Source organism: Streptomyces sp. NPDC017246 (assembly GCF_044331325.1).
In the GTDB taxonomy this organism is placed as follows: Bacteria; Actinomycetota; Actinomycetes; order Streptomycetales; family Streptomycetaceae; genus Streptomyces.
The window spans coordinates 167,177-184,689 of record NZ_JBIRMW010000002.1 but is presented as its reverse complement, the minus strand read 5'-3'; the positions used below and the strand labels follow the sequence as shown (position 1 = coordinate 184,689).

The window sequence follows — 17,513 nt, the reverse complement described above, 5'->3', positions numbered from 1 at the left end:
GCCCTGTGAACCCTTGTGACGTAAGGGAAAGGAGGGTTTGAGGGGGCGAAAACCAGCCGGTCGAAGGGGCAAAAACCGGGGTGTCTCGGCGCGGGGCCGGAGACGCGTCAGTCGCGGCCCAGCTGGGCGAGCACCTGCTTGGGCCGGTTGGTGATGATCGCGTCCACCCCGAGGCGCTCGCAGAGCTCGACGTCCTCGGCGTCGTCCACGGTCCAGACGTGGACCTGGTGCCCGGCCTTCTGGAGCCGAAGGATCACGGCGGGATGGTGGCGGACGATCCGGATCGACGGCCCGGCGATGCGCGCGCCCGCGGGGAGCCGCCCGTCGCGCAGCCGCGGCGAGACGAACTGGGCGAGGGAGACCGTGGGGAGCGTCGGCGAGGCCAGGGCGATCCGTTGCAGGGAGCGCGCGGAGAAGCTCATGACGCGGACGGAGGAGTCGGCGGGGGACGCGGGCGCGTCCAGGCCGAACCTCTTGAGGAGCTGGAGCAGCCGCTCCTCGACCTGGCCCGCCCAGCGGGTGGGGTGCTTGGTCTCGATGGCCAGCTCGACCCGGCGCCCGGCGTCCGAGACCAGCTCCAGGAGGCGTTCGAGGGTGAGCACGGAGGTGTACCCGGGGTCGCGCCAGTCGGGGATCTCGCCGGAGTCGTCGCGGCCCTTCCAGGTGCCGAAGTCGAGGGCGGCGAGATCGGCGAGTTCCAGGGCGGAGACGGCGCCGCGGCCGTTCGAGGTGCGGTCGACGCGGCGGTCGTGGACGCAGACGAGATGGCCGTCGGCGGTCAGCCGGACGTCGCACTCCAGGGCGTCGGCGCCGTCCTCGATGGCCTTCACATACGCGGCCAGGGTGTGTTCCGGTGCGTCCTCGGAGGCTCCACGGTGGGCGACGACCTGGAGGGGGACGCGGTTCGGGTGCTGCCGTGCGTGAGTCACGGCGTCATGGTGCCATTGGCGGGGCGGAGCGGGCACACCGGAAGGTGTCCGTTCTGTCCGTATATAAAGGTAGGGGTGCGCACACACAGCTCCGCCTTACGGTGGCCTGACGTCCGGTGGGAAAAGCTTGTGCAGCACCCTGGACCCGGTAGGTGACCAGTAGGTTCCACCACCCCGCGCAGTCAACGAGGAGAGCGAGCTGTGAGCACAGAGAACGAGGGCACGGCGGTACCGGCGACCCCGGCCACCCCGTCCGCCCCTCCGACGCCTCCCTCGACGACGACGCCGGAATCGACGACGTCGGCGGCGACGGCGCCCGAACCGACGCCCGCCGCCCCGCACGACCCGGCGTCCGAACCGGTGTCCGCACCGGCACCTGCTCCGACGACGGCGCAGACCCCGACCCCGCCCCCGGCTCCGACCGACGCCCCGACGGTCGCGCACGCCTCCCCGCCGGCCGCCGCCCCGACCCATGCCCCGGGTCAGGAACCCGCCCCGGCCCACGCCCCCGCCCAGGAACCCGTCGCGGCCGCTTCGGGCGGCGCGGGCGCCGGCTGGCCGCCTCCCCCGCCGGCGGTGCCGGCCTGGGGGGCGCCGCTCCCGCCCGCGGCTCCCGCTCCCGCGGCACCGCGCGGGCGGACCGGCGGCCTCGTGGCGGCGGTCCTGGCCGCGGCGCTCGTCGCGGGCGGCATCGGCGGCGGCATCGGCTACTGGGCGGCCCAGCGCGGGGACGACGACGTCAGCTCGACCACGGTCTCCTCCGGCGAGGCCCCCGCCGCCTTCAAGCGCGACCCGGGGACGGTCGCCGCGGTCGCGGCGCAGGCGCTGCCGAGCGTGGTCACGATCCAGGCGAAGTCCGGCGGCACCCAGGGCGAGGGCGAGGGCGGCACGGGCACGGGCTTCGTGTACGACCAGGAAGGCCACATCGTCACCAACAACCACGTGGTGGCGTCGGCGGCGGACGGCGGCACCCTCTCCGTGACGTTCCCGAACGGCAAGTCGTACGACGCGGAGGTCGTCGGCCGGGCCGAGGGCTACGACGTGGCCGTACTCAAGCTCACGAACGCCCCGAAGGGGCTGAAGCCGCTGCCGCTCGGCAACTCCGACAAGGTGGCCGTCGGCGACTCTACGATCGCGATCGGCGCGCCCTTCGGCCTGTCGAACACGGTGACGACGGGCATCATCAGCGCCAAGAACCGCCCGGTCGCCTCGGGCGACGGCTCGGGCGGCAGCAACTCGTACATGAGCGCGCTGCAGACGGACGCGTCGATCAACCCGGGCAACTCGGGCGGGCCGCTGCTCGACGCGAGCGGCGCGGTGATCGGCATCAACTCGGCCATCCAGTCCACGGGGAGCGGCTTCGGCCAGACCCAGGCGGGCTCGATCGGCCTGGGCTTCGCGATCCCGGTGAACCAGGCGAAGAACGTGGCCCAGCAGCTGATCAAGACGGGCAAGCCGGTGTACCCGGTCATCGGCGCGACGGTGAACATGAACGAGAAGGGCGAGGGCGCCACGATCGCCTCCCAGGGCTCGGGCGGCACCCCCTCCGTCACCCCCGACGGCCCGGCGGCCAAGGCGGGTCTGAAGGCGGGCGACGTGATCACGGGCTTCGACGACCACCCGATCGACAGCGGCCCCACGCTGATCAGCGAGATCTGGACCCACAAGCCCGGCGACCCGGTCAAGATCACCTACGAGCGCGACGGCAAGACCTCCACGGCCACGGTCACCCTCGGCGAACGCACCGGCGACAACTGACCGGCTAGGCTGTTCCCCGCGCCGCCCGTGCACACACCGGCGGCGCGGGGTGGGTTGCCCGAGCGGCCTAAGGGAACGGTCTTGAAAACCGTCGTGGCAGCGATGTCACCGTGGGTTCAAATCCCACACCCACCGCCAGGTCAGAGAACGTGCTGATCAGAAGGGGTGTCCCGATTGAGGGGCACCCCTTCGGCATGGGTCCTGTCTCACCCTGGATCGCCTGAGTGCCGCTTTGGATCATCGTGTGTGGACCAGGCGTGGACCACCACGTGCGCATCAGGCGGAGGGGAAGGGAATCGGGCAAAAACCCATGCACCAGCTTTAGTTACCTGGGTAGCATCGCAAATCGCAAGGAGCGTTCTGCACAGGGAGCATCGGTGGACCCTCATCGTCACACGGCTACCAGTTCGGCCCCCGATGGCGGTCACGCCCGATCCTCGGCCGGCTCTAGCGAGCTGAGCCTCCTCACGTATGCGGACCTTGCCGAGGAAAGCAAGTTCGCACAGGCTCGTGCGAACAGCCCCCAGAAGAGGCAGGCTTGGGGGAACCTTCTCGCTCTGATCGAAGAGATCGGAGGAACGGGGAGAATCGATGCATGGGATCCTACGCGTGGCCTTTCATGGGACCTCGTTTCACTGAGGATCGAGGGTTTTCAGGGCGCCACTGTTCCTTTTTCCTTCCAGTTCGACCCGACGCCTGGCGTGACCATTCTTCACGGGCCTAATGGGTCTGGGAAGTCGAGCATCTCTGATGGGATTCGGACGGCGCTTTCGGGTCGATCGGACTGGTGGGCGGCTGTTGCTCCGGCGACTGCAAGAAGCGGGAAGAGTCCACTATGGGAGAAAGTGAACTGTGCCCGCGATGCAGAAGAATCTACGGTTGAAGTCGTTCTAACGCGAGGTGAAGAGTCACTTCGACTTACAGCTCGAATCGGCAAGGATGGGCAGGTTAATAACTTCGATTCCATCCGTGAGCTTTCCAGCGGGGGAGTTGCGAGTTTTGAAATCTCGGAGACCCCCTGGAGTTACGCCGTGGAATCTCATCCGCCGGTGTTTTCGTATGCCGATGTAGAGAGGCGTGTGCAGCAGCACGAAGATCTTCAGAGGTACATTGAGAATCTGCTCGCGCTCGGTGGCTGCTTTGATCACCTGGAACGTCGCGTTGAGGAGATCAGTTCTTCCGCAACTGCTAGTCGTAAGCGTCTCGCAGCCGCACTCAAGAGCGCCAAGGAGAGAGTGGCAAGGGTAGACGCCCACTTCTTGGAACTCGAACCGCAGCACCATCTTCCAGACATGTCCTGGAGTGGGGATGTGGGCGACATACGGGCCTGGCTGACTGAGAACGGCCTCACCGAAGTCGGAGCAGCGCTACCTGAGGTTACAGCGGCTGGAATCGAAAGACTGGATGCTTCGCTGCGCGATGTCGACCGTGCTCTGGAGTTGGTGCTAGGGGACGTTCCTACAGTTCACCATCGTCTGGCGGTTCACCTGACTTCTCTCCATTCAGAGGTCGAGCAGGTTGCTAACTGCGGATACATCTGCCCGGTCTGCGACAGCGAGGTTTCCGATTGGGTGCAGCGCCTTGCCGATAACCTGGCAAGTGTTACAGAGACAGCCCCCAGGAGAAATGCGGCAAACGCCTCACTGAAGGCACTTCGCGGAGCCGTTGAGATCATCCCGATGGTTCTCGACATAGTCTCAGGCGTAGCAGATTTCGATGAACCATTGCTCGACGGTTTCCGATCTGAGTACGCGGCTCTTCTGGCGACATTTGAGGCGTACGGCGAACAGCCTGTTGCCCCTGTAGTGACAGGATTCCTCGGAATTCGAGCGAAACTTTCAGGAGAGTTCTGGAAGGGTCTTTATAGTAAGGCGATCGAGCTGAGTGATATTTCCGCTCAGTGGCGACGGGGGCGTAGGGCGACGCTAGAGCCGTACATCGCGGCCTGGGAGCAGGAGAATGAGGAAGCTGAGTCTGCTCCCCTCTGGGAGGCGACACGCAAGTGTATCGGTGAACTTGAGGACCGTCTCCGTGCTGGCCGCACTGTGCGTTTCGAAGGAAAGGCCGGCGTACAGGTAGAGCGTCTACTAAAAGATGCTGGAATCGTCCTGGAATCGGTAAGCCTCAAGCGGACGCGAGCTGAAATTTCCGTACAGGGAGCTGACGGGAACAAGCTGGAACTTGCCATGCTGAGCGCGGGGCAGAGAAATGCCTTCTTGCTTGCTCCGCTGTTTGCGACGGCTGGTTCTGGACCCTTCAATTTTCTGATCCTCGACGATCCCGTCCATTCGTTCGATGAAATCAGGGTTGACAGGCTCGCCGCTGTGATCTCCGACCTGGCCAAGGGGAGGCGCGTCATCGTTCTAACTCACGATGAGCGTTTGAAGGAGCATCTTCTGGCACGGAGTCATGTGTGCGAGGCGTGGGTCGTGAGTCGTGATGGGATCCGGGGAGAGATTTCTGTTGAGAAGACCGACGAGCTTTGGCGGGTCCTTATTAGGGATGCGGAGTCGGTATGGCAGTTCTCACCCAAGGTGTCGTCTACGGGATACCTCAATGAGGTTCAGATTATTCGAGGGTTGTTGCGGCAGGCGCTGGATGATGCGTTGAGGCAGTGCGTCGTTCGATACTCGCTTTTCTCTGGGGAGAACGTGGCTAGGTCGCTGGGGCTTCTGGATGGAGCGATGACAACCACCAAGCGACTCGATGCAGCTAAGCAGATCATCTCTTTGGATCCGGCTCTTTCTCACCCTGTCGACAAGGCTCGGCAAGCGTGTGGGCATCACATCGCCAAGTGGAACAGCGCTGCACATGGCGGAGAAGAAGCGAAGGCCGATCTGAAGTTGGAGATCAAGGCAGGGCTTGATGCATGCTCGACGCTTGGTGAGTGGGATTTCTGAATGGATGTGACCGACCTCTCGTTGCGTAGAATCAAGGTTCTGGAGTTGAGGCTTCGGATCGAGAGGGTCTCGTCTGATGCCTACAAGCTTGTCTGCAAGCCGGATCGGCCTCCGACAATTTCAAACGGTGCGGATGCTCAACTAGCCTTTGTGCTCGGCCTTGTCGAGCAGGGTAGCTATGGAGAGGTTCTTGGCGTAATTAGACTGTCTCGCCATATCTACAAGAAGTCATCGGATATTTTGCATGGTCGCTCAGGTCTTCTGAATGCTTCCTCTGTTGTTCTCGATGAGTGGGAATTCGTCGTATCCCGACTGGAGGGTTTTCTCGATCAATTCGTTGAGAGGCCCGAGGTTGGCGGGGAATCTGCCATCGCTATTCCTGCTCCGGCTGGAGAGGTGAGTGGGCAGGTCGCGTCGAAGTGACGCTAGAGCAAATGACTCTCAATCAGAGCGTTGTCTCTGTCTTCAGACCCATGTATTGCCTTGGCGTAGAAGCGGAAGAGGACCGCGATGCTGTGGCCGGCGCGGCGGGCGACCTCGGCCGGGGAGACACCGGACTCCAGCCAGAGGGAGACGCAGGCAGCGCGGAGTCCGTACGGGACTTCGGCGAGGGGCGTCTTGGCTTCCTGTTCGCTGAGGACGGACAGGCGAGCGGCCTTCCAGATGTCGCCGTACTCCTTGCTGAGCAGGCCGCCGTTCCGGACGGCCCGGAAGAGTCGTCCGTCCTCGGCCGTGCCGAACTCCTCGATGTGGTCACGGACCAGGTGGACGAGGACCGGGGGAATGGGCACCTCGCGGGTGGCCCGGCGGGCGCGCTTCTTGAGGCCGCGGGAGTCGTACGACTCGCCCGAGTCGGTCCAGCCGGAGCCGACACGCGCGGAGCTGGACGACAGGACGACTTGTCCCCATCCCTCCTCGGGCAGGGTGAAGTCCGAGGCGCGGAGGGTCACGGCCTCGCCGGGGCGGGTTGCCGCGTAGTAGATGCATCCGAAGAACGCCTTGAGGTGCTGGCCACGAACTCCCTGTACGCCCACGGCATCGATCAGCTTCCGGGCGAGAGCCGGGCCGGGTACGTAGCGGAAGTCGATCTCGTCGTCCGTGTCGGGCGGCGTCCAGTCCACCTTGGTCAGGGGCAGCGAGGGCAGGCGTTCCAACTCGACGGCGTAGCGGAGGCAGTTGCTGAACACGGGGACCTTGCGGTTCACCGTGTTGTCGGCCGCAGCGGTGCCGTCCATCTTGCGGGCCAGCGCGTCCAGGGCGGACCGCACGACGGCCGGTGTGTTCAGAGCCGAGATGTCGACGGACTTGCGGCCGATCCAGTCGAGGGCCGACGCGATGGCTTCTGGCGCTTCCTCGGCATCGGCGCGGGCCACGAGTTCGCCGTCCTGGTCGAGGACGAGCCGGAAGGCCCAGGAGTAGAGCGCGGCGCGGAGGACCCGGGGAGCGGGGGCCCCGCGGTTGTCCTTGACCAGGCGTGGGGTGACCGTGGCCAAAGCATCCGCGATGCTCGCGCGGTGCTTGGCCGAGGCGTTCGGCCACTTCATCGCCACGTACTCCCGAGCGTGGGCGTACCAGGTGGGGGACTGGGCCGCCAGGACTTCGGAGGCCGGCAGGCCAGTCTCGGTGTCGAACTGCTCGCGGTTGCGCAGCGCGGCGAGCAGTTCGGAACGTCGTCCGTCTGCCTGGGCCTTGATCTTGTAGCTCTTCGAGAATGGCTGAATGCCAACTCGCCAGCGCAGCTGATAGGCCGCAGCCCGGTCGGGCCGCTTGCGGATGCTCCAGATCTTCACGTCGTACGTCAGCACGCGGACACCTCGCAGCCCTCGAACCAGGAGTCGAGGTCGGCCCGGCGGATGCGGATCTGTCCGTTGGGGAGCTTGAGGCAGCGGGGGGCGTTCCCGCGAGCGCGAAGCCGGTAGAAGGCGGCCCGCGACATGCGCAGCTCGGTCAGCGCCTCTACGAGGGTCAGCATGCGGGTGGTCGGTGCGGCGGTCACTGCCATACCTCCCCTTCGGTCTTGGCCCGTTCCTTGTCAGCGCGGGCCTGGTCGATGTCGTGGCGGGTCTGGGCGGCGAGGAGTTCCTCACCGGGGCGGTAGCCGGAGGTGAGATAGGCCCAGGAGGACTCGATGACGAGCACGGTGTCCGGGCCGGGGGTGGGGTGGCCGGCGCGAGTGCGGGCGGCGTCGGCCTGGGCGAGGCGCCAGGCGCGGCGTACGTCGCGCAGGGCTCCGAGGGTGGTGGAGTAGGCGCGGGACTTGGTGGAGAAGTGGCCCCGGAAGCCGAGCATGTGGGCCCACTTGCAGAGCTTGAGGTCCGCGAACTCGGGCAGGCCGCCGAGGTCCCAGGCGGTGCGGATCATCTGCCGGACGTGCCGGTGGACGGGCAGGTCCCGGAGGGGTTCGGCCTGTCGGGTGCCTTCGCAGTCGGGGCAGAGGTCCTTCACGCGTCCGCCGACCGTGCCCCGGCCGGAGCAGGTCCGGCAGACCAAGGAGCGGTCGACCGTGCCGGAGTCCTCGGCGCTCTTGGTGGCGTACTTGGCGACGTACCCGGCTACGGCCGCGTCGGTGAGCTCGCCGTCCCCCAGTGCGGTGATCTCCTGCACGTCGAGCATGGCGCCCCAGCGGATCTCCGGGTCCCCCACGGTGTCGGAGGTAACCGTGAGGGCGGTGCGGTGGACAACGGCGCGGATGGCGTAGGTGAGGTCGTCCACGCCTGCCCAGGCCGGCGGGGCGCTGGTGTGGCCGTCGGGACCGTCGATGCGGACGACGGCGTGGAAGTGGACCAGGCCGCGCTTCTGGTACTCGGCGACTTTGGCGAAGGACACACGCAGGAGTTGCTTCATGTCCTTCTGGGTGATGCGGAAGTGCGCGGCCAGGGCGCGGCGAAGGTTGAGGGTGAAGCGTGCCCACAGGGCTCCGGAGTGGGCGTTCCACAGCACGGCGCTGGTGTAGTCGTACGTCTTCGGGCTCAGAGGCGTGCCGAGCTCGGGGGCTTCCTCGGGGTGGTGGTCGCCGCAGCGGCAAGCGTGGGGCTTGCCGTCCTTGGCGGTGGGGCGGTTGTGGACGGGGCCGAAGGAGGGGGCGGTGAGGGTGAGGAAGACCCGGGGGTGGGTGCGGACGGTCTCGGGGACGTCCTTGCCGCCGCAGAGTCCGGCGCGGACGAGGTGGTAGGTGTCGGCGGCGTAGGTACGGGAGCAGGCGGGGCAGCGGGAGGCGCGGCGGTTGCCGCAGGTGGTCAGGAGCCGTCCGGTGGGTTCGTCGCTGGTGGAGTACGAGCGGATCGTTTCGCCGGTGGTGGCGTTGCGGGTGGTGGTGTGGCCGACGAGGTTGATGGGGCGGGTGCAGCCGCGCAGACGGGCGATCTGGTCGCGGGTGCGGTCGAAGTCGTCGAGGTTGGCCAGCTCGATCAGGTCCCGGACAGCGGGGCTGATCACGTGCCTGAGGTCGAGGTCTCGGGGCATCGGCAGGAGGATCCTTTCCGCTGATGAGAAGGGCCCCGGGCAGCTCCACCGGCGGGGTGGGGTGCTGCCCGGCGGCATGACAGGCCGGGCCCGGGAGGGGCCGAGGGCGGAGAAGTACGGGAGGCCGGCGGGAAGGTCAGGCCGACAGGGCTGCGTGCGCGGCGGTGGCGAGCGGCAGGGCGATGCCGAGGCGGGCGCGGAGCTGCACCGCAGTGATGGGTTCGCCGTGTGCGGCCAGGTGGGAGGCGGCGATGGTGCGGGCCGCGTTCATCAGCGGCTCTGGCACCACAGGAGCCTGAGTCGGGACAGTCTTCACCACGGGGGCCGGTGTAGCAGTGGTGATCGGAGCCGGGGCGGCGAGGTGCGGCGCGGGTTCGGCGACGGGTTTCGCTACGGCCGGGTTCGGCTCTGAGTCCGGCTCGGGAACCGGTGCCGTGATCGGTTCGGATGTCGGGACCGGCGCGGGAGCGGGGTCGGCGGGGGTGACGGCGTGGAAGTGCCGGAGCAGGGCGGGGCCCACCGAGCCCCAGCCGAGCAAGAGGAGCGGGGCCACGCTGTCGAGGGCGGCCCGGCCGTAGTGTCCGGCCAAGAGCGGGTGCGCGGTGTTGAGGGCGAGGGTGAGCACGCCGGACAGGTGCATGAGGCGAGTCGCCGAGCGCAGCTCACCGGCGGGGACTCCACGCAGGGACAGGGAGCGCAGAGCGACCAGGAGGCCCACCACCGACAGGTCCACCATGGGCGCGATCAGCGGGGCGATCGGGGCCGGGACTCCGAGCCGCAGGGCCAAGGCCCAGACGTTCCCGAAGGAGAAGACGAACGCCAGAGCGGCGATCAGGATCATCACCACGGTGATGGTGCGTTGCGTCGTCCGGTCTTCCGGCAAGGTAATTCACCTCCCTTCCTGGGAAGTTGGGAGCGACTGTGAGGCTGGGGGTCAGGCTGCGGCGGGGGCGTCGCCCTCCGGGGGCTCAGCCTTGTGCAGGCTGGGCGGGGTCAGCTTGGCCAGCAGTACCGTCGGGTCCTGGGTGAGGTGCGCGGTGGCGTTGGCGACGGCTGCGGCGTTGGCGGGGTCGAGGTAGGGCGTGCGGACACGGACGAAGCCGGGGCGCCCTTCGGCGGCCATGGACGCGACGCCCACGTACTGGGAACCCTGGAGGTTGATCGGGTCCATGTCCGGCCAGTTGCGGATGTCGTCCCCGAGCGCGGCGACCGATGCCTCGGTGGTGCGCTGGTAGAAGGACAGGGCAGCGCTGCACACGTCCCGGATCGAGGTGGGGATGGCGTCGCCGGTCGCCTTCTGGGTGGCTGGCACCGTGAAGATCCCGACCGACCGGCCACCCTTGACGAGCAGCCCCGTCAGGCGGATGTTCTCCGCCGCGAGGGCGGCGAGCGCGCGGGTCTCCTTGTCACTGCCCTTGTGATCGTGGAAGAAGGTGTGGGACTCGTCGATGACGACGAACACCAGCGGCCACTGCTCGCTGGGGCCGACATTCCACATGTTCGCCGTGCCCAGCACCCTCCGGGCCATCGTGGCACGGTCGTGCAGCAGCTTTACCAGCCGCCGCAGGAGTGCGTTGGCCTCATGCAGGTCATTGCCGGCGTGTGCGAAGACGCGGGGCAGCACGTCCGCGTAGTCACCGTGGGCGGCATCGGAGACCTTGCCGTCGAACAGCACGAACTGCACGGCCGGGGACGGCCCGAAGTAGGTGATCAGAGCCGAGAGCTGGTTGGACTTGCCGCCGCCGACACCGCCCGCGACGACCGCCCCCGACTTGTTCTTGAGCTCGATGTGGACCAGAGCTCCGTACTCGTCCCGGCCGACAGGCCATACCGTCAAGTCGGCGGGCGGCTCCCCGGTCGGCACGTACTGGGTGTGGCCGGTCAGCGGGTCGAGGCGGATCGCCCTCAGGACCGCGTGGCCCGGCTTGCCCGCCTCGACGGCGACGCGGACGCAGCCCCAGGCATCGGCCAGGAACCGGGCCTTGTCCTGGAGTTCCTTGATCCCGACCCTCGGCAGCAGTTTGACGTGGACGATCACCCCGTACCTGTCCGGCCGGGTCTTGATCACCGGGACCAGCTCACGCGGCTTGGGCTCCGGGGCGTCCGTGCTGATGTTGAAGTAGGACAGCCAGGGCGGGGTGCGGTCGGTGACCGACAGGCCGGCCATCTTGGCCAGCCGCCCCCACGTCATCTTGATTTTGACGGCCTGCCGGATGCTGCGGCGCGTCTCCCGGTCGGCCCGCACGTAGCGGACAGTCTTGGCGGTGGCCCACACCATGAGCAGTACGGCGCAGACCACGGCCAACACCGGCGCCCAGCCGATGATCTCTTCCGGGCTCACTTCGCCCCCTCCATAGCCAGCTTGCCGTCACGGATGTTGATGTCCTGTCCGGCCTCAAGCCGTGCCAGAAGTGCGGTGGCCAGTGCCCGCCGCTTGGATCCCAGAGGCAGACCCGCCCCGTCGGACGCGGACCGCATCAGGTCCCACAGCGCGCGAGTGCGCTCGCTGATCTGTTCGGAGTACAGGAACCAGTGGAGCGTCAGCTCCAGGTGCTCCAGGTCCCACTCATCGCCGAGCTCGGGATACCCGTGCGCCCGCAGCACAGCGTGCACGTCCATCAGCAGCCGCTCGCTGAACCGGGGGTCCCCCTCCTCGGGGAGAAGGACCGGGTAACCGGGAACCTCCGGGGTATCGGCCTCCCGAGCGGGGCCGCTGTTGATCTCTTCCGGAGTCATCGTGCCCTCCCCTTCCGGTGCTTGTTCATGTCCTCGATGGACGCCTTGATGTCCGCGCAGATCCCGTAGCCGTAGACCGACAGCCGGGCGTCATGGACCGCGTTGGTGACGTGCATCCGGGCGATCCAGTCCAGTTCGATCCCGTGAGCGGCAAAGACCGTCAACACGTCCTCGGACAGCGGCGAGGCCCCCTTGCCGCCGCCGGGCGGATTGGTGGAACTCCGCCCGGCAGTGGCACCCATTACGCGGCCCTCTTGGCTGCCGACTCGGCCGCCGGAGCAGCCGCCGGGGCGGCCAGGTCCAGGCGCGAGACCCGGTAGGCGACGCCGTCGGAGAGGCTGCCGTTGAAGATGCGGGCCCACGGGGTGGCGATCAGCTCCACCGGACGGACCATGACGCCCGGTGCCAGACCCGCCGGGACACCGGACTCCGGCACGGTGATCTTGAGGATCTCGGCGCGGCCCTCCGACATCTGCATGACGGTGACCGTGTGGAGGACCTCCCCCGTGTCGCGGTCGGTCGCAATCTCCCCCGTCTCCGGGTTCTTGATCTTCGGGGTGTTGCCGGTGCCGGTGATGTAGGTGTCGGTCGGCTTGACGAGGACCGGGATGCGAGCCATGCGTTCACTCCTGCGTTTCGGGGCCCCTGGTGGGGCCGACAGGAAGACGCTACCTAGCCCAGCTGGCCAGGTCAACAAAAGAAAGATGCGTGACCTAGCTATGTTGCGCTAGGTGGGTTGGCTGGACACGGGGTAGCTGGGCTAGGGGCCGCTAGGCTGGGGCCATGACGAAACGGCCCTCCAGCGACACGCGCCCTCCCTACCGGCGGGTCGCGGATGTGCTGCGCGACGAGATCCAGCGAGGCGTTCTGCAGCCTGGCCAGCAGCTTCCCTCGCACCGTGAGCTGCAAGAGCGTTTCGAGGTCGCCAACATGACCGCCCGCAGCGCACTGCGCGTCCTGCGGGACGAGGGCCTGATCCACACGGTGCAGGGTCGGGGCAGTTTCGTCCTCGCGCCCGAGGGTGAGGGTGCCGGCGACGCCGAGCGTCCCGACGATTCCACCGGTGACTACACCCCGCCAGCCTGGTACACGATGCAGGTCGGCCGCAAGGAGTTGTGGACCGGTCCGGGAGCTCCGGCCTCGCTGCGCGAGCTACTCAAGCGCGAGTCCAAGCCCGAGCCGGGGACGCTGACCCGGCCGGACGCCAGTCCGGAGTTCAACGCCCTGGCCCAGCAGGTAGAGGTCCTCACGCAGCAGGTCGACCAGCTCACACTGCTTTTCCAGCAGGTTCTTGAGGAAGTGCGGAAGCCGGACGCTTCATAGCTCCCAGCGCGCTCGCCACCTCTTCCGCCAGCTGCCCCAATCGCTCAACCTGCTCGCCCAGCCGAGCCATGTAACCGGCCAGTACCTGCTGTTCGTGCTCGGTCATGCCCACCCCGTTCTTGCTGCGTGCGTGCGGTATCTCCTGTCGGACATTGCCCGGCGGGTGTGTCCGCAGCCCGTCCGGCCTGGCCAACCCTGAGGCATCCCCGCGGATTGCTCGACCCCTCGATCCGTGAGCTCCCGTGCCACGGGAGGGCATTTCCGCAGTGCCCGTCTCAGGAGCCCCCGATCCGGCTTCGCGTCCCGCTAGGCGGGCAGAGTGGACCCCCTCCAGCACTCGTGCTCGTTCCGCCATGACCGTCTCCTTTCGTGCACTCGGACCGGTCCGGCCCTCTCGCCTGCTACAGGTGGGGAAAGCAGCCCCGGTGTGACACTCCGCCCATGTGGTGCGCGTCACGATCAACTCCCCCTCGCGGGCCTGGCTCCCTGGTCCGTGCTGGCAAGGATCCAGAGAATCCCCGGTTTGGCTAACCGGCGATCGTCGGCTATGTTCACCGGCCCGCAATCGCGGATCACGTATAGAGGTGCGAGAGATGCCCCGCGTGTGACCCCGTGCGAGGTGACCTGGATCACACCCCCCGCGCCCGCGCGAAACGGGCCTCTCCCCCGGTACGGCCAGCACAGTCGACAAAACGAATAACTCTCCCAAAAGGGCATCTAGCCCCTGTCTATGGATAACCCGACCAGAGGAGCCAACCACGGTTCACCTGTGGATAGTTTTCGCCGATTCCACGAACAGACCCAGGCAATAGCGGGCTAATAGGCGATTCAGCCGATAAACCATGCAATCCATGGCAAAGCAGCCCACTCCTACCGGCCGACGCGACGGAAGGGGCGAGCTGTCCAAAGTTTCTTTACTGGATCAAGGCGGCCCGCTGGCGCGGGCCGCGCGGCGCGGCGGCCCCAGGCCGCCGCTGGCTCCATGTCTCCGCCACCGCCCGCGACGGCCCCCGCCCACTCGCGCCGCAAAGCCTGTGAAGCGGGCAGCCAGGCCTGCGAAGAACCCCGCCAGCTGTCCCACGGCGAGCACGGCCAGCAGGAGCGGGACGCCTGCCAAGTCCGCACCGGTCACCGCGGATCGACGTTCAACCAGCCGTGATCCGGTCGGCCGGCCTCCTGTCCATCCGTCAGACGAGGCCGGCGGCAGCGCTCAGGCTGCAACATGGCCGAGACCGTGACGGATTGGGGAAGCGTGGCCGGGGCCGGTGGGTGGTTGCTGGAGACACACGTGGCGGGTGGTCGGTCGGCGCACCCGCCGTCGTGGCTGACTTTCGGTGGCTGAGGTCGCCAATGGCATGGGGCAGCTGACCAGGGAGGCGGCGCGGTCAGGAGCTACGCGGACGTGGTGTGGGTGAAGCCGAGGGAGGTCAGTCCTTCGGCCTGGCACAGTCGGTCAGAGGGGCCGCCGACCTCGGTCTGGAGGAGTTGGTAGGCGGCGCCGTGGGACTGGCCCCAGTGCATGGCGGCTCGCCACAGGACGCGGCCGAGGCCTTGGCCTCGGACCTCGGGCAGGACGGCGAAGTACTGGGGCATGAGCTGGGGGCAGCCGATTGCGTCGGGGCGTACTTCCATGGGACCGATCGCTCCCACGATGCGGTCCTGGATGGTGGCGGCGAGGACCGGGCCGCAGTGGCCGGCTTGTATCTGGGTGTGGAGGAAGGCCAGGCCATCGCCCGCCATGGCCTCGGCGAACGGCGCGAAGGTCTCCTGCACGGCGGTCGGCCAGGCGGTGACGGGCCGAACCGGGCCATCGGGGGCGGGGCAGGGGCCGGTGGTGAAGTCCTTCAGCTGGATGCGGGTGCCGCGCGGGTGTGTGGTTCGAGGGCCCAGGGGGCGTACGACCTGGGCGCTGACCACGTCGTGCACGGCCGCGAGTTTCGCGGCCAGTTCGGCGGCCTCCTCCACGACGCTGTCGCGGAGCCCGTAGGCGAAGACCTTCGCGGTGCCGCGTCCACGCCGAGTCAGTGTGGGGATGAGGGTGCGCTCGGGCTGATGCACCACGTCTTCGCGGAGGACCTTCTCGTCCTTCTCGCCGCCCCAACGCTGGTCCTTGTCGTAGGGCAGGAAGCCCCCGGTGACGGCCGCTCGCAGGGTGTCCTCGAAGATGCCGACGGTCAGGGCGTCGGGGTGGATGGGGCCTAGGGTCGGCACGATCGGTGCGGCCAGTTGGGGCCGGAGCCAGTCCCAGCGGAAGAACATGAGCGGCACCCTAACGGTGAGCCGGTCAGGGCTCAGGCCCCGACGCGAGTACGTCGGGGCCTGAACGGAGTTGACCGGATCGTGTCGGTCAGTGGGGGTTGTCGTCACCGGCGTCGCAGGAGCACTCCGCGCTCTCCACGATCACGTCGAGGTCCTGGACGGCAGTGATCGACGCGGTCGCGACGGGCGGGGCCGCGCGACGGGCCGAGGCCGGCGGGCCGGGCAGGATGGTCACCGGTACGGGCGGGGTCATGAGGCGTTCTCCTTGTCTCCGTGCTGGCAGTAGCTGTGCAGCGGCGCCTTCGCCTCCTGGTAGTGCTTGGCCAGGGGGCGGCAGACCCGGCAGGTGCCGGACAGGGCGCAGCCCTCGCACCCACCGGTGCGAAGCATGAGGCGGTCGGCGATGGCGCCGAGCCGTGTGAGACCGTCGATGCCCTCGGTCATCAGGTCGATCTGGTCGTCGCGGCCGACCTTGCAGATCGAGACCTTGGCGTGCGGGTCGGCGTGGAAGAAGGTGTGTCCCGCGTTGCAGCCGGCGAATGGCTTGCGCTGCCGCAGGTGGGCGGCGGACTGGGCGAGCAGCGGCTCTCCGCCGCCGTAAATCGTGGGCGTCATGTTCGTGTACGCGTGGTTCTCGACGTTCCACTCTTCGGCGAGGGCGGCCATCTCGTCGGCTTCGGAGGCGTTGTCCTCGGTCACCACGACGTTGATGCGCAACGGAAGCCCCGCCTCACGGGCGGCATCCATGCCGCGCCGGAACGCCTTCCACGCCCCGCGGCGCTGGGTGAGCGTGTCGAAGGACTCCTCGCTCGCCCCGTACATGCTGACCACCAGGCGGTATGGCGGGCAGTCGCGGAAGAGCTTGAGGAGGTCCGGCCGCCAGAGCAGCGAGCCGTTGGTGGAGATGGTGAGCATCATCCCGGCCTGCCAGGCGTACCGGTAGGCACCCTGGAAGTCCGGGTCCATGGTGGGCTCGCCGCCGGTGATCTGGAGCCAGAGGACGCCAGCCTCGCGCATGATGTCAAGAAGTCGCACTTTGTTCTCCCAGCCGAGGCCGGAGAAGGGCCGCTCGCCGAGGTAGCAGTGCTTGCAGCCGAAGTTGCAGCCGAGGTTGATCTCCCAGGAGGCCCGGCAGTAGCCGTACGGGGACGGCTCGCGCACCAGCACGGTGCCCTGCGCGGTCTGGCCAACCAGGTCCAGGCCCCACACGTCGGAGGCGGTCTGTACCGCCCAGGCGGGAAGCGACTCACCGTCGGTGGCGGCCTGGCGTAGACCCTCGAAGTGGTCGGCCGAGATTCGGGCGCCGGCCCGTGCTCCCGGCTTGAGGAGAAGGTGCCCGTCGAGGAACGGGGAGGCGATCAGAGCGTGGGCCATCAGTGGCCCTCCTTCCGGATCACGGAGCGGGACAGCGAGTGGGACTCCTGGTGACCGGCGCGGCAGTGGATCTCGCCCAACCCGTTGCAGGTGCCGCAGGTCTTGCCGGACGAGTTGGCGCCGCTGCCACCGCAGTCCCCGCACCGTTCGTTGCGAGGCGAGCGAGGGCGCCGGGTCTTGTGCGGGCTCGCGATCAGCTGGTGCACGAGACCTCCTCCAGGGCGTCTTCCCAGGTGTGCTGCTTGGCGTGGTCGGCGAACAGACAGCAGCCCTCACCGTCGGGTCCTGGGGCGGCCACCGGGCAGTCAGGGAGTACGACGAGCTGTGCCTCGTCCGTCCCGTGCCAGCGGAGCCACAGTGCGGTCCCGTACGCGCCGGCGTCGGTGAGGAGACCGAAGTGCTCACCTTCGTCGTGCGCGGACAGCTGGCACTGCACCGCCCTGTCGACGTACGGGGCGGCCGACTTCTCCCGCGCTTCCCGTGCCAGGTCGAGGGGCACCCGGCGCCAGTGCACGCACCGCATCACGACACCATCCGGAAGGACGCGACAGCACTTCGGACCTGCTGCGAGCACCGGGGGCAGACGCAGGGCGGGTAGCGGCCCGGATTCTCCGGGACCACGGGGTCCTCGCCCACGCGTACCTCCGTGAGAGGCCCCCACGTCTGGCCGGAGTCGCGGGAGACCCGCAGCGTCATCCGTACGTCGTCCTGTCCGTTCGCCATGGCCAGGAGCATCGCGATCCACAGACCCGGCCAGAAAGGCCCAGCGGAT

At 67.8% G+C, this 17,513-nt stretch carries 19 protein-coding genes and 1 tRNA gene; 5 read left to right on the top strand and 15 right to left on the bottom strand.

The window, feature by feature from the left end:
* Positions 1-107: 107 nt before the first annotated feature.
* Positions 108-929, bottom strand: a complete 822-nt coding sequence (locus tag ACH4MY_RS05610; RefSeq protein WP_397997947.1) for a glycerophosphodiester phosphodiesterase — start codon at positions 927-929, stop codon at positions 108-110.
* 201 nt (positions 930-1,130) lie between these two features.
* On the opposite strand from ACH4MY_RS05610, the gene ACH4MY_RS05605 reads away from it, so the two are divergent.
* From ACH4MY_RS05605 to ACH4MY_RS05590, 4 genes are all read left to right on the top strand, one after another.
* The gene (locus ACH4MY_RS05605; protein WP_397997945.1) at positions 1,131-2,687 is read left to right on the top strand and encodes a S1C family serine protease; all 1,557 of its coding nucleotides are present in this window, start codon (positions 1,131-1,133) and stop codon (positions 2,685-2,687) included.
* Between the two features lie 48 nt (positions 2,688-2,735).
* A tRNA-Ser gene (locus ACH4MY_RS05600) sits at positions 2,736-2,825 on the top strand.
* A gap of 239 nt (positions 2,826-3,064) precedes the next feature.
* Positions 3,065-5,587, top strand: coding sequence for an AAA family ATPase (locus ACH4MY_RS05595; RefSeq protein WP_397997942.1), 2,523 nt, complete (start codon positions 3,065-3,067; stop codon positions 5,585-5,587).
* Positions 5,588-6,010 (top strand): hypothetical protein, encoded by a 423-nt coding sequence (locus ACH4MY_RS05590; RefSeq protein WP_358759606.1) that lies wholly within the window; start codon positions 5,588-5,590, stop codon positions 6,008-6,010.
* 2 nt (positions 6,011-6,012) lie between these two features.
* Here the strand turns inward: ACH4MY_RS05590 and ACH4MY_RS05585 are convergent, their stop codons facing one another.
* The 8 genes from ACH4MY_RS05585 to ACH4MY_RS05550 form a co-directional block, all read right to left on the bottom strand.
* On the bottom strand, positions 6,013-7,392 hold the full coding sequence (locus ACH4MY_RS05585; protein WP_397997940.1) for a tyrosine-type recombinase/integrase: 1,380 nt from the start codon (positions 7,390-7,392) through the stop codon (positions 6,013-6,015).
* Positions 7,386-7,589 carry a helix-turn-helix domain-containing protein gene (locus tag ACH4MY_RS05580; protein WP_358759610.1) on the bottom strand — a complete coding sequence of 68 codons (204 nt, stop codon included), beginning with the start codon at positions 7,587-7,589 and terminating at the stop codon, positions 7,386-7,388. Before ACH4MY_RS05580 ends, ACH4MY_RS05585 begins: the two co-directional genes overlap by 7 nt.
* Positions 7,580-9,049: a replication initiator gene (locus tag ACH4MY_RS05575; RefSeq protein ID WP_397997937.1), complete on the bottom strand. Its 1,470-nt coding sequence runs from the start codon at positions 9,047-9,049 to the stop codon at positions 7,580-7,582. Before ACH4MY_RS05575 ends, ACH4MY_RS05580 begins: the two co-directional genes overlap by 10 nt.
* A 136-nt stretch (positions 9,050-9,185) precedes the next feature.
* Entirely contained in the window at positions 9,186-9,932 is a 747-nt protein-coding gene (locus tag ACH4MY_RS05570) for a DUF2637 domain-containing protein (RefSeq protein WP_397997934.1), read from the bottom strand.
* Positions 9,933-9,983: 51 nt separating this feature from the next.
* On the bottom strand, positions 9,984-11,390 hold the full coding sequence (locus tag ACH4MY_RS05565) for a cell division protein FtsK (protein WP_397997932.1): 1,407 nt from the start codon (positions 11,388-11,390) through the stop codon (positions 9,984-9,986).
* Entirely contained in the window at positions 11,387-11,785 is a 399-nt protein-coding gene (locus ACH4MY_RS05560; RefSeq protein ID WP_397997929.1) for a hypothetical protein, read from the bottom strand. The genes ACH4MY_RS05565 and ACH4MY_RS05560 overlap by 4 nt, the downstream gene beginning before the upstream one ends.
* On the bottom strand, positions 11,782-12,027 hold the full coding sequence (locus tag ACH4MY_RS05555) for a hypothetical protein (RefSeq protein ID WP_397997927.1): 246 nt from the start codon (positions 12,025-12,027) through the stop codon (positions 11,782-11,784). The genes ACH4MY_RS05560 and ACH4MY_RS05555 overlap by 4 nt, the downstream gene beginning before the upstream one ends.
* On the bottom strand, positions 12,027-12,404 hold the full coding sequence (locus tag ACH4MY_RS05550) for a hypothetical protein (protein ID WP_397997924.1): 378 nt from the start codon (positions 12,402-12,404) through the stop codon (positions 12,027-12,029). The genes ACH4MY_RS05555 and ACH4MY_RS05550 overlap by 1 nt, the downstream gene beginning before the upstream one ends.
* Positions 12,405-12,568: 164 nt before the next feature.
* On the opposite strand from ACH4MY_RS05550, the gene ACH4MY_RS05545 reads away from it, so the two are divergent.
* Positions 12,569-13,108 carry a GntR family transcriptional regulator gene (locus tag ACH4MY_RS05545; protein WP_397997921.1) on the top strand — a complete coding sequence of 180 codons (540 nt, stop codon included), beginning with the start codon at positions 12,569-12,571 and terminating at the stop codon, positions 13,106-13,108.
* A gap of 1,392 nt (positions 13,109-14,500) precedes the next feature.
* On the opposite strand, the gene ACH4MY_RS05540 is transcribed toward ACH4MY_RS05545, so the two are convergent.
* The 6 genes from ACH4MY_RS05540 to ACH4MY_RS05515 form a co-directional block, all read right to left on the bottom strand.
* Positions 14,501-15,367, bottom strand: coding sequence for a GNAT family N-acetyltransferase (locus ACH4MY_RS05540; RefSeq protein WP_397997918.1), 867 nt, complete (start codon positions 15,365-15,367; stop codon positions 14,501-14,503).
* An 88-nt stretch (positions 15,368-15,455) separates the two neighbouring features.
* Positions 15,456-15,620 (bottom strand): hypothetical protein, encoded by a 165-nt coding sequence (locus ACH4MY_RS05535; RefSeq protein ID WP_162952559.1) that lies wholly within the window; start codon positions 15,618-15,620, stop codon positions 15,456-15,458.
* Positions 15,617-16,741 (bottom strand): radical SAM protein, encoded by a 1,125-nt coding sequence (locus tag ACH4MY_RS05530; protein WP_397997915.1) that lies wholly within the window; start codon positions 16,739-16,741, stop codon positions 15,617-15,619. The genes ACH4MY_RS05535 and ACH4MY_RS05530 overlap by 4 nt, the downstream gene beginning before the upstream one ends.
* On the bottom strand, positions 16,741-16,947 hold the full coding sequence (locus tag ACH4MY_RS05525) for a hypothetical protein (protein WP_397997912.1): 207 nt from the start codon (positions 16,945-16,947) through the stop codon (positions 16,741-16,743). Before ACH4MY_RS05525 ends, ACH4MY_RS05530 begins: the two co-directional genes overlap by 1 nt.
* On the bottom strand, positions 16,935-17,264 hold the full coding sequence (locus ACH4MY_RS05520; RefSeq protein WP_397997909.1) for a hypothetical protein: 330 nt from the start codon (positions 17,262-17,264) through the stop codon (positions 16,935-16,937). Before ACH4MY_RS05520 ends, ACH4MY_RS05525 begins: the two co-directional genes overlap by 13 nt.
* Entirely contained in the window at positions 17,264-17,464 is a 201-nt protein-coding gene (locus ACH4MY_RS05515) for a hypothetical protein (protein ID WP_397997907.1), read from the bottom strand. Before ACH4MY_RS05515 ends, ACH4MY_RS05520 begins: the two co-directional genes overlap by 1 nt.
* Positions 17,465-17,513: the final 49 nt, after the last annotated feature.

Bases quoted from the DNA above. Each gene is read 5' to 3' on its own strand.
- ACH4MY_RS05540 (WP_397997918.1), bottom strand. From the start codon at position 15,367: ATGTTCTTCCGCTGGGACTGGCTCCGGCCCCAACTGGCCGCACCGATC.
- ACH4MY_RS05590 (WP_358759606.1), top strand. From the start codon at position 5,588: ATGGATGTGACCGACCTCTCGTTGCGTAGAATCAAGGTTCTGGAGTTG.
- ACH4MY_RS05575 (WP_397997937.1), bottom strand. From the start codon at position 9,049: ATGCCCCGAGACCTCGACCTCAGGCACGTGATCAGCCCCGCTGTCCGG.
- ACH4MY_RS05560 (WP_397997929.1), bottom strand. From the start codon at position 11,785: ATGACTCCGGAAGAGATCAACAGCGGCCCCGCTCGGGAGGCCGATACC.
- ACH4MY_RS05530 (WP_397997915.1), bottom strand. From the start codon at position 16,741: ATGGCCCACGCTCTGATCGCCTCCCCGTTCCTCGACGGGCACCTTCTC.
- ACH4MY_RS05545 (WP_397997921.1), top strand. From the start codon at position 12,569: ATGACGAAACGGCCCTCCAGCGACACGCGCCCTCCCTACCGGCGGGTC.
- ACH4MY_RS05555 (WP_397997927.1), bottom strand. From the start codon at position 12,027: ATGGGTGCCACTGCCGGGCGGAGTTCCACCAATCCGCCCGGCGGCGGC.
- ACH4MY_RS05535 (WP_162952559.1), bottom strand. From the start codon at position 15,620: ATGACCCCGCCCGTACCGGTGACCATCCTGCCCGGCCCGCCGGCCTCG.
- ACH4MY_RS05515 (WP_397997907.1), bottom strand. From the start codon at position 17,464: ATGGCGAACGGACAGGACGACGTACGGATGACGCTGCGGGTCTCCCGC.
- ACH4MY_RS05580 (WP_358759610.1), bottom strand. From the start codon at position 7,589: ATGGCAGTGACCGCCGCACCGACCACCCGCATGCTGACCCTCGTAGAG.
- ACH4MY_RS05550 (WP_397997924.1), bottom strand. From the start codon at position 12,404: ATGGCTCGCATCCCGGTCCTCGTCAAGCCGACCGACACCTACATCACC.
- ACH4MY_RS05520 (WP_397997909.1), bottom strand. From the start codon at position 17,264: ATGCGGTGCGTGCACTGGCGCCGGGTGCCCCTCGACCTGGCACGGGAA.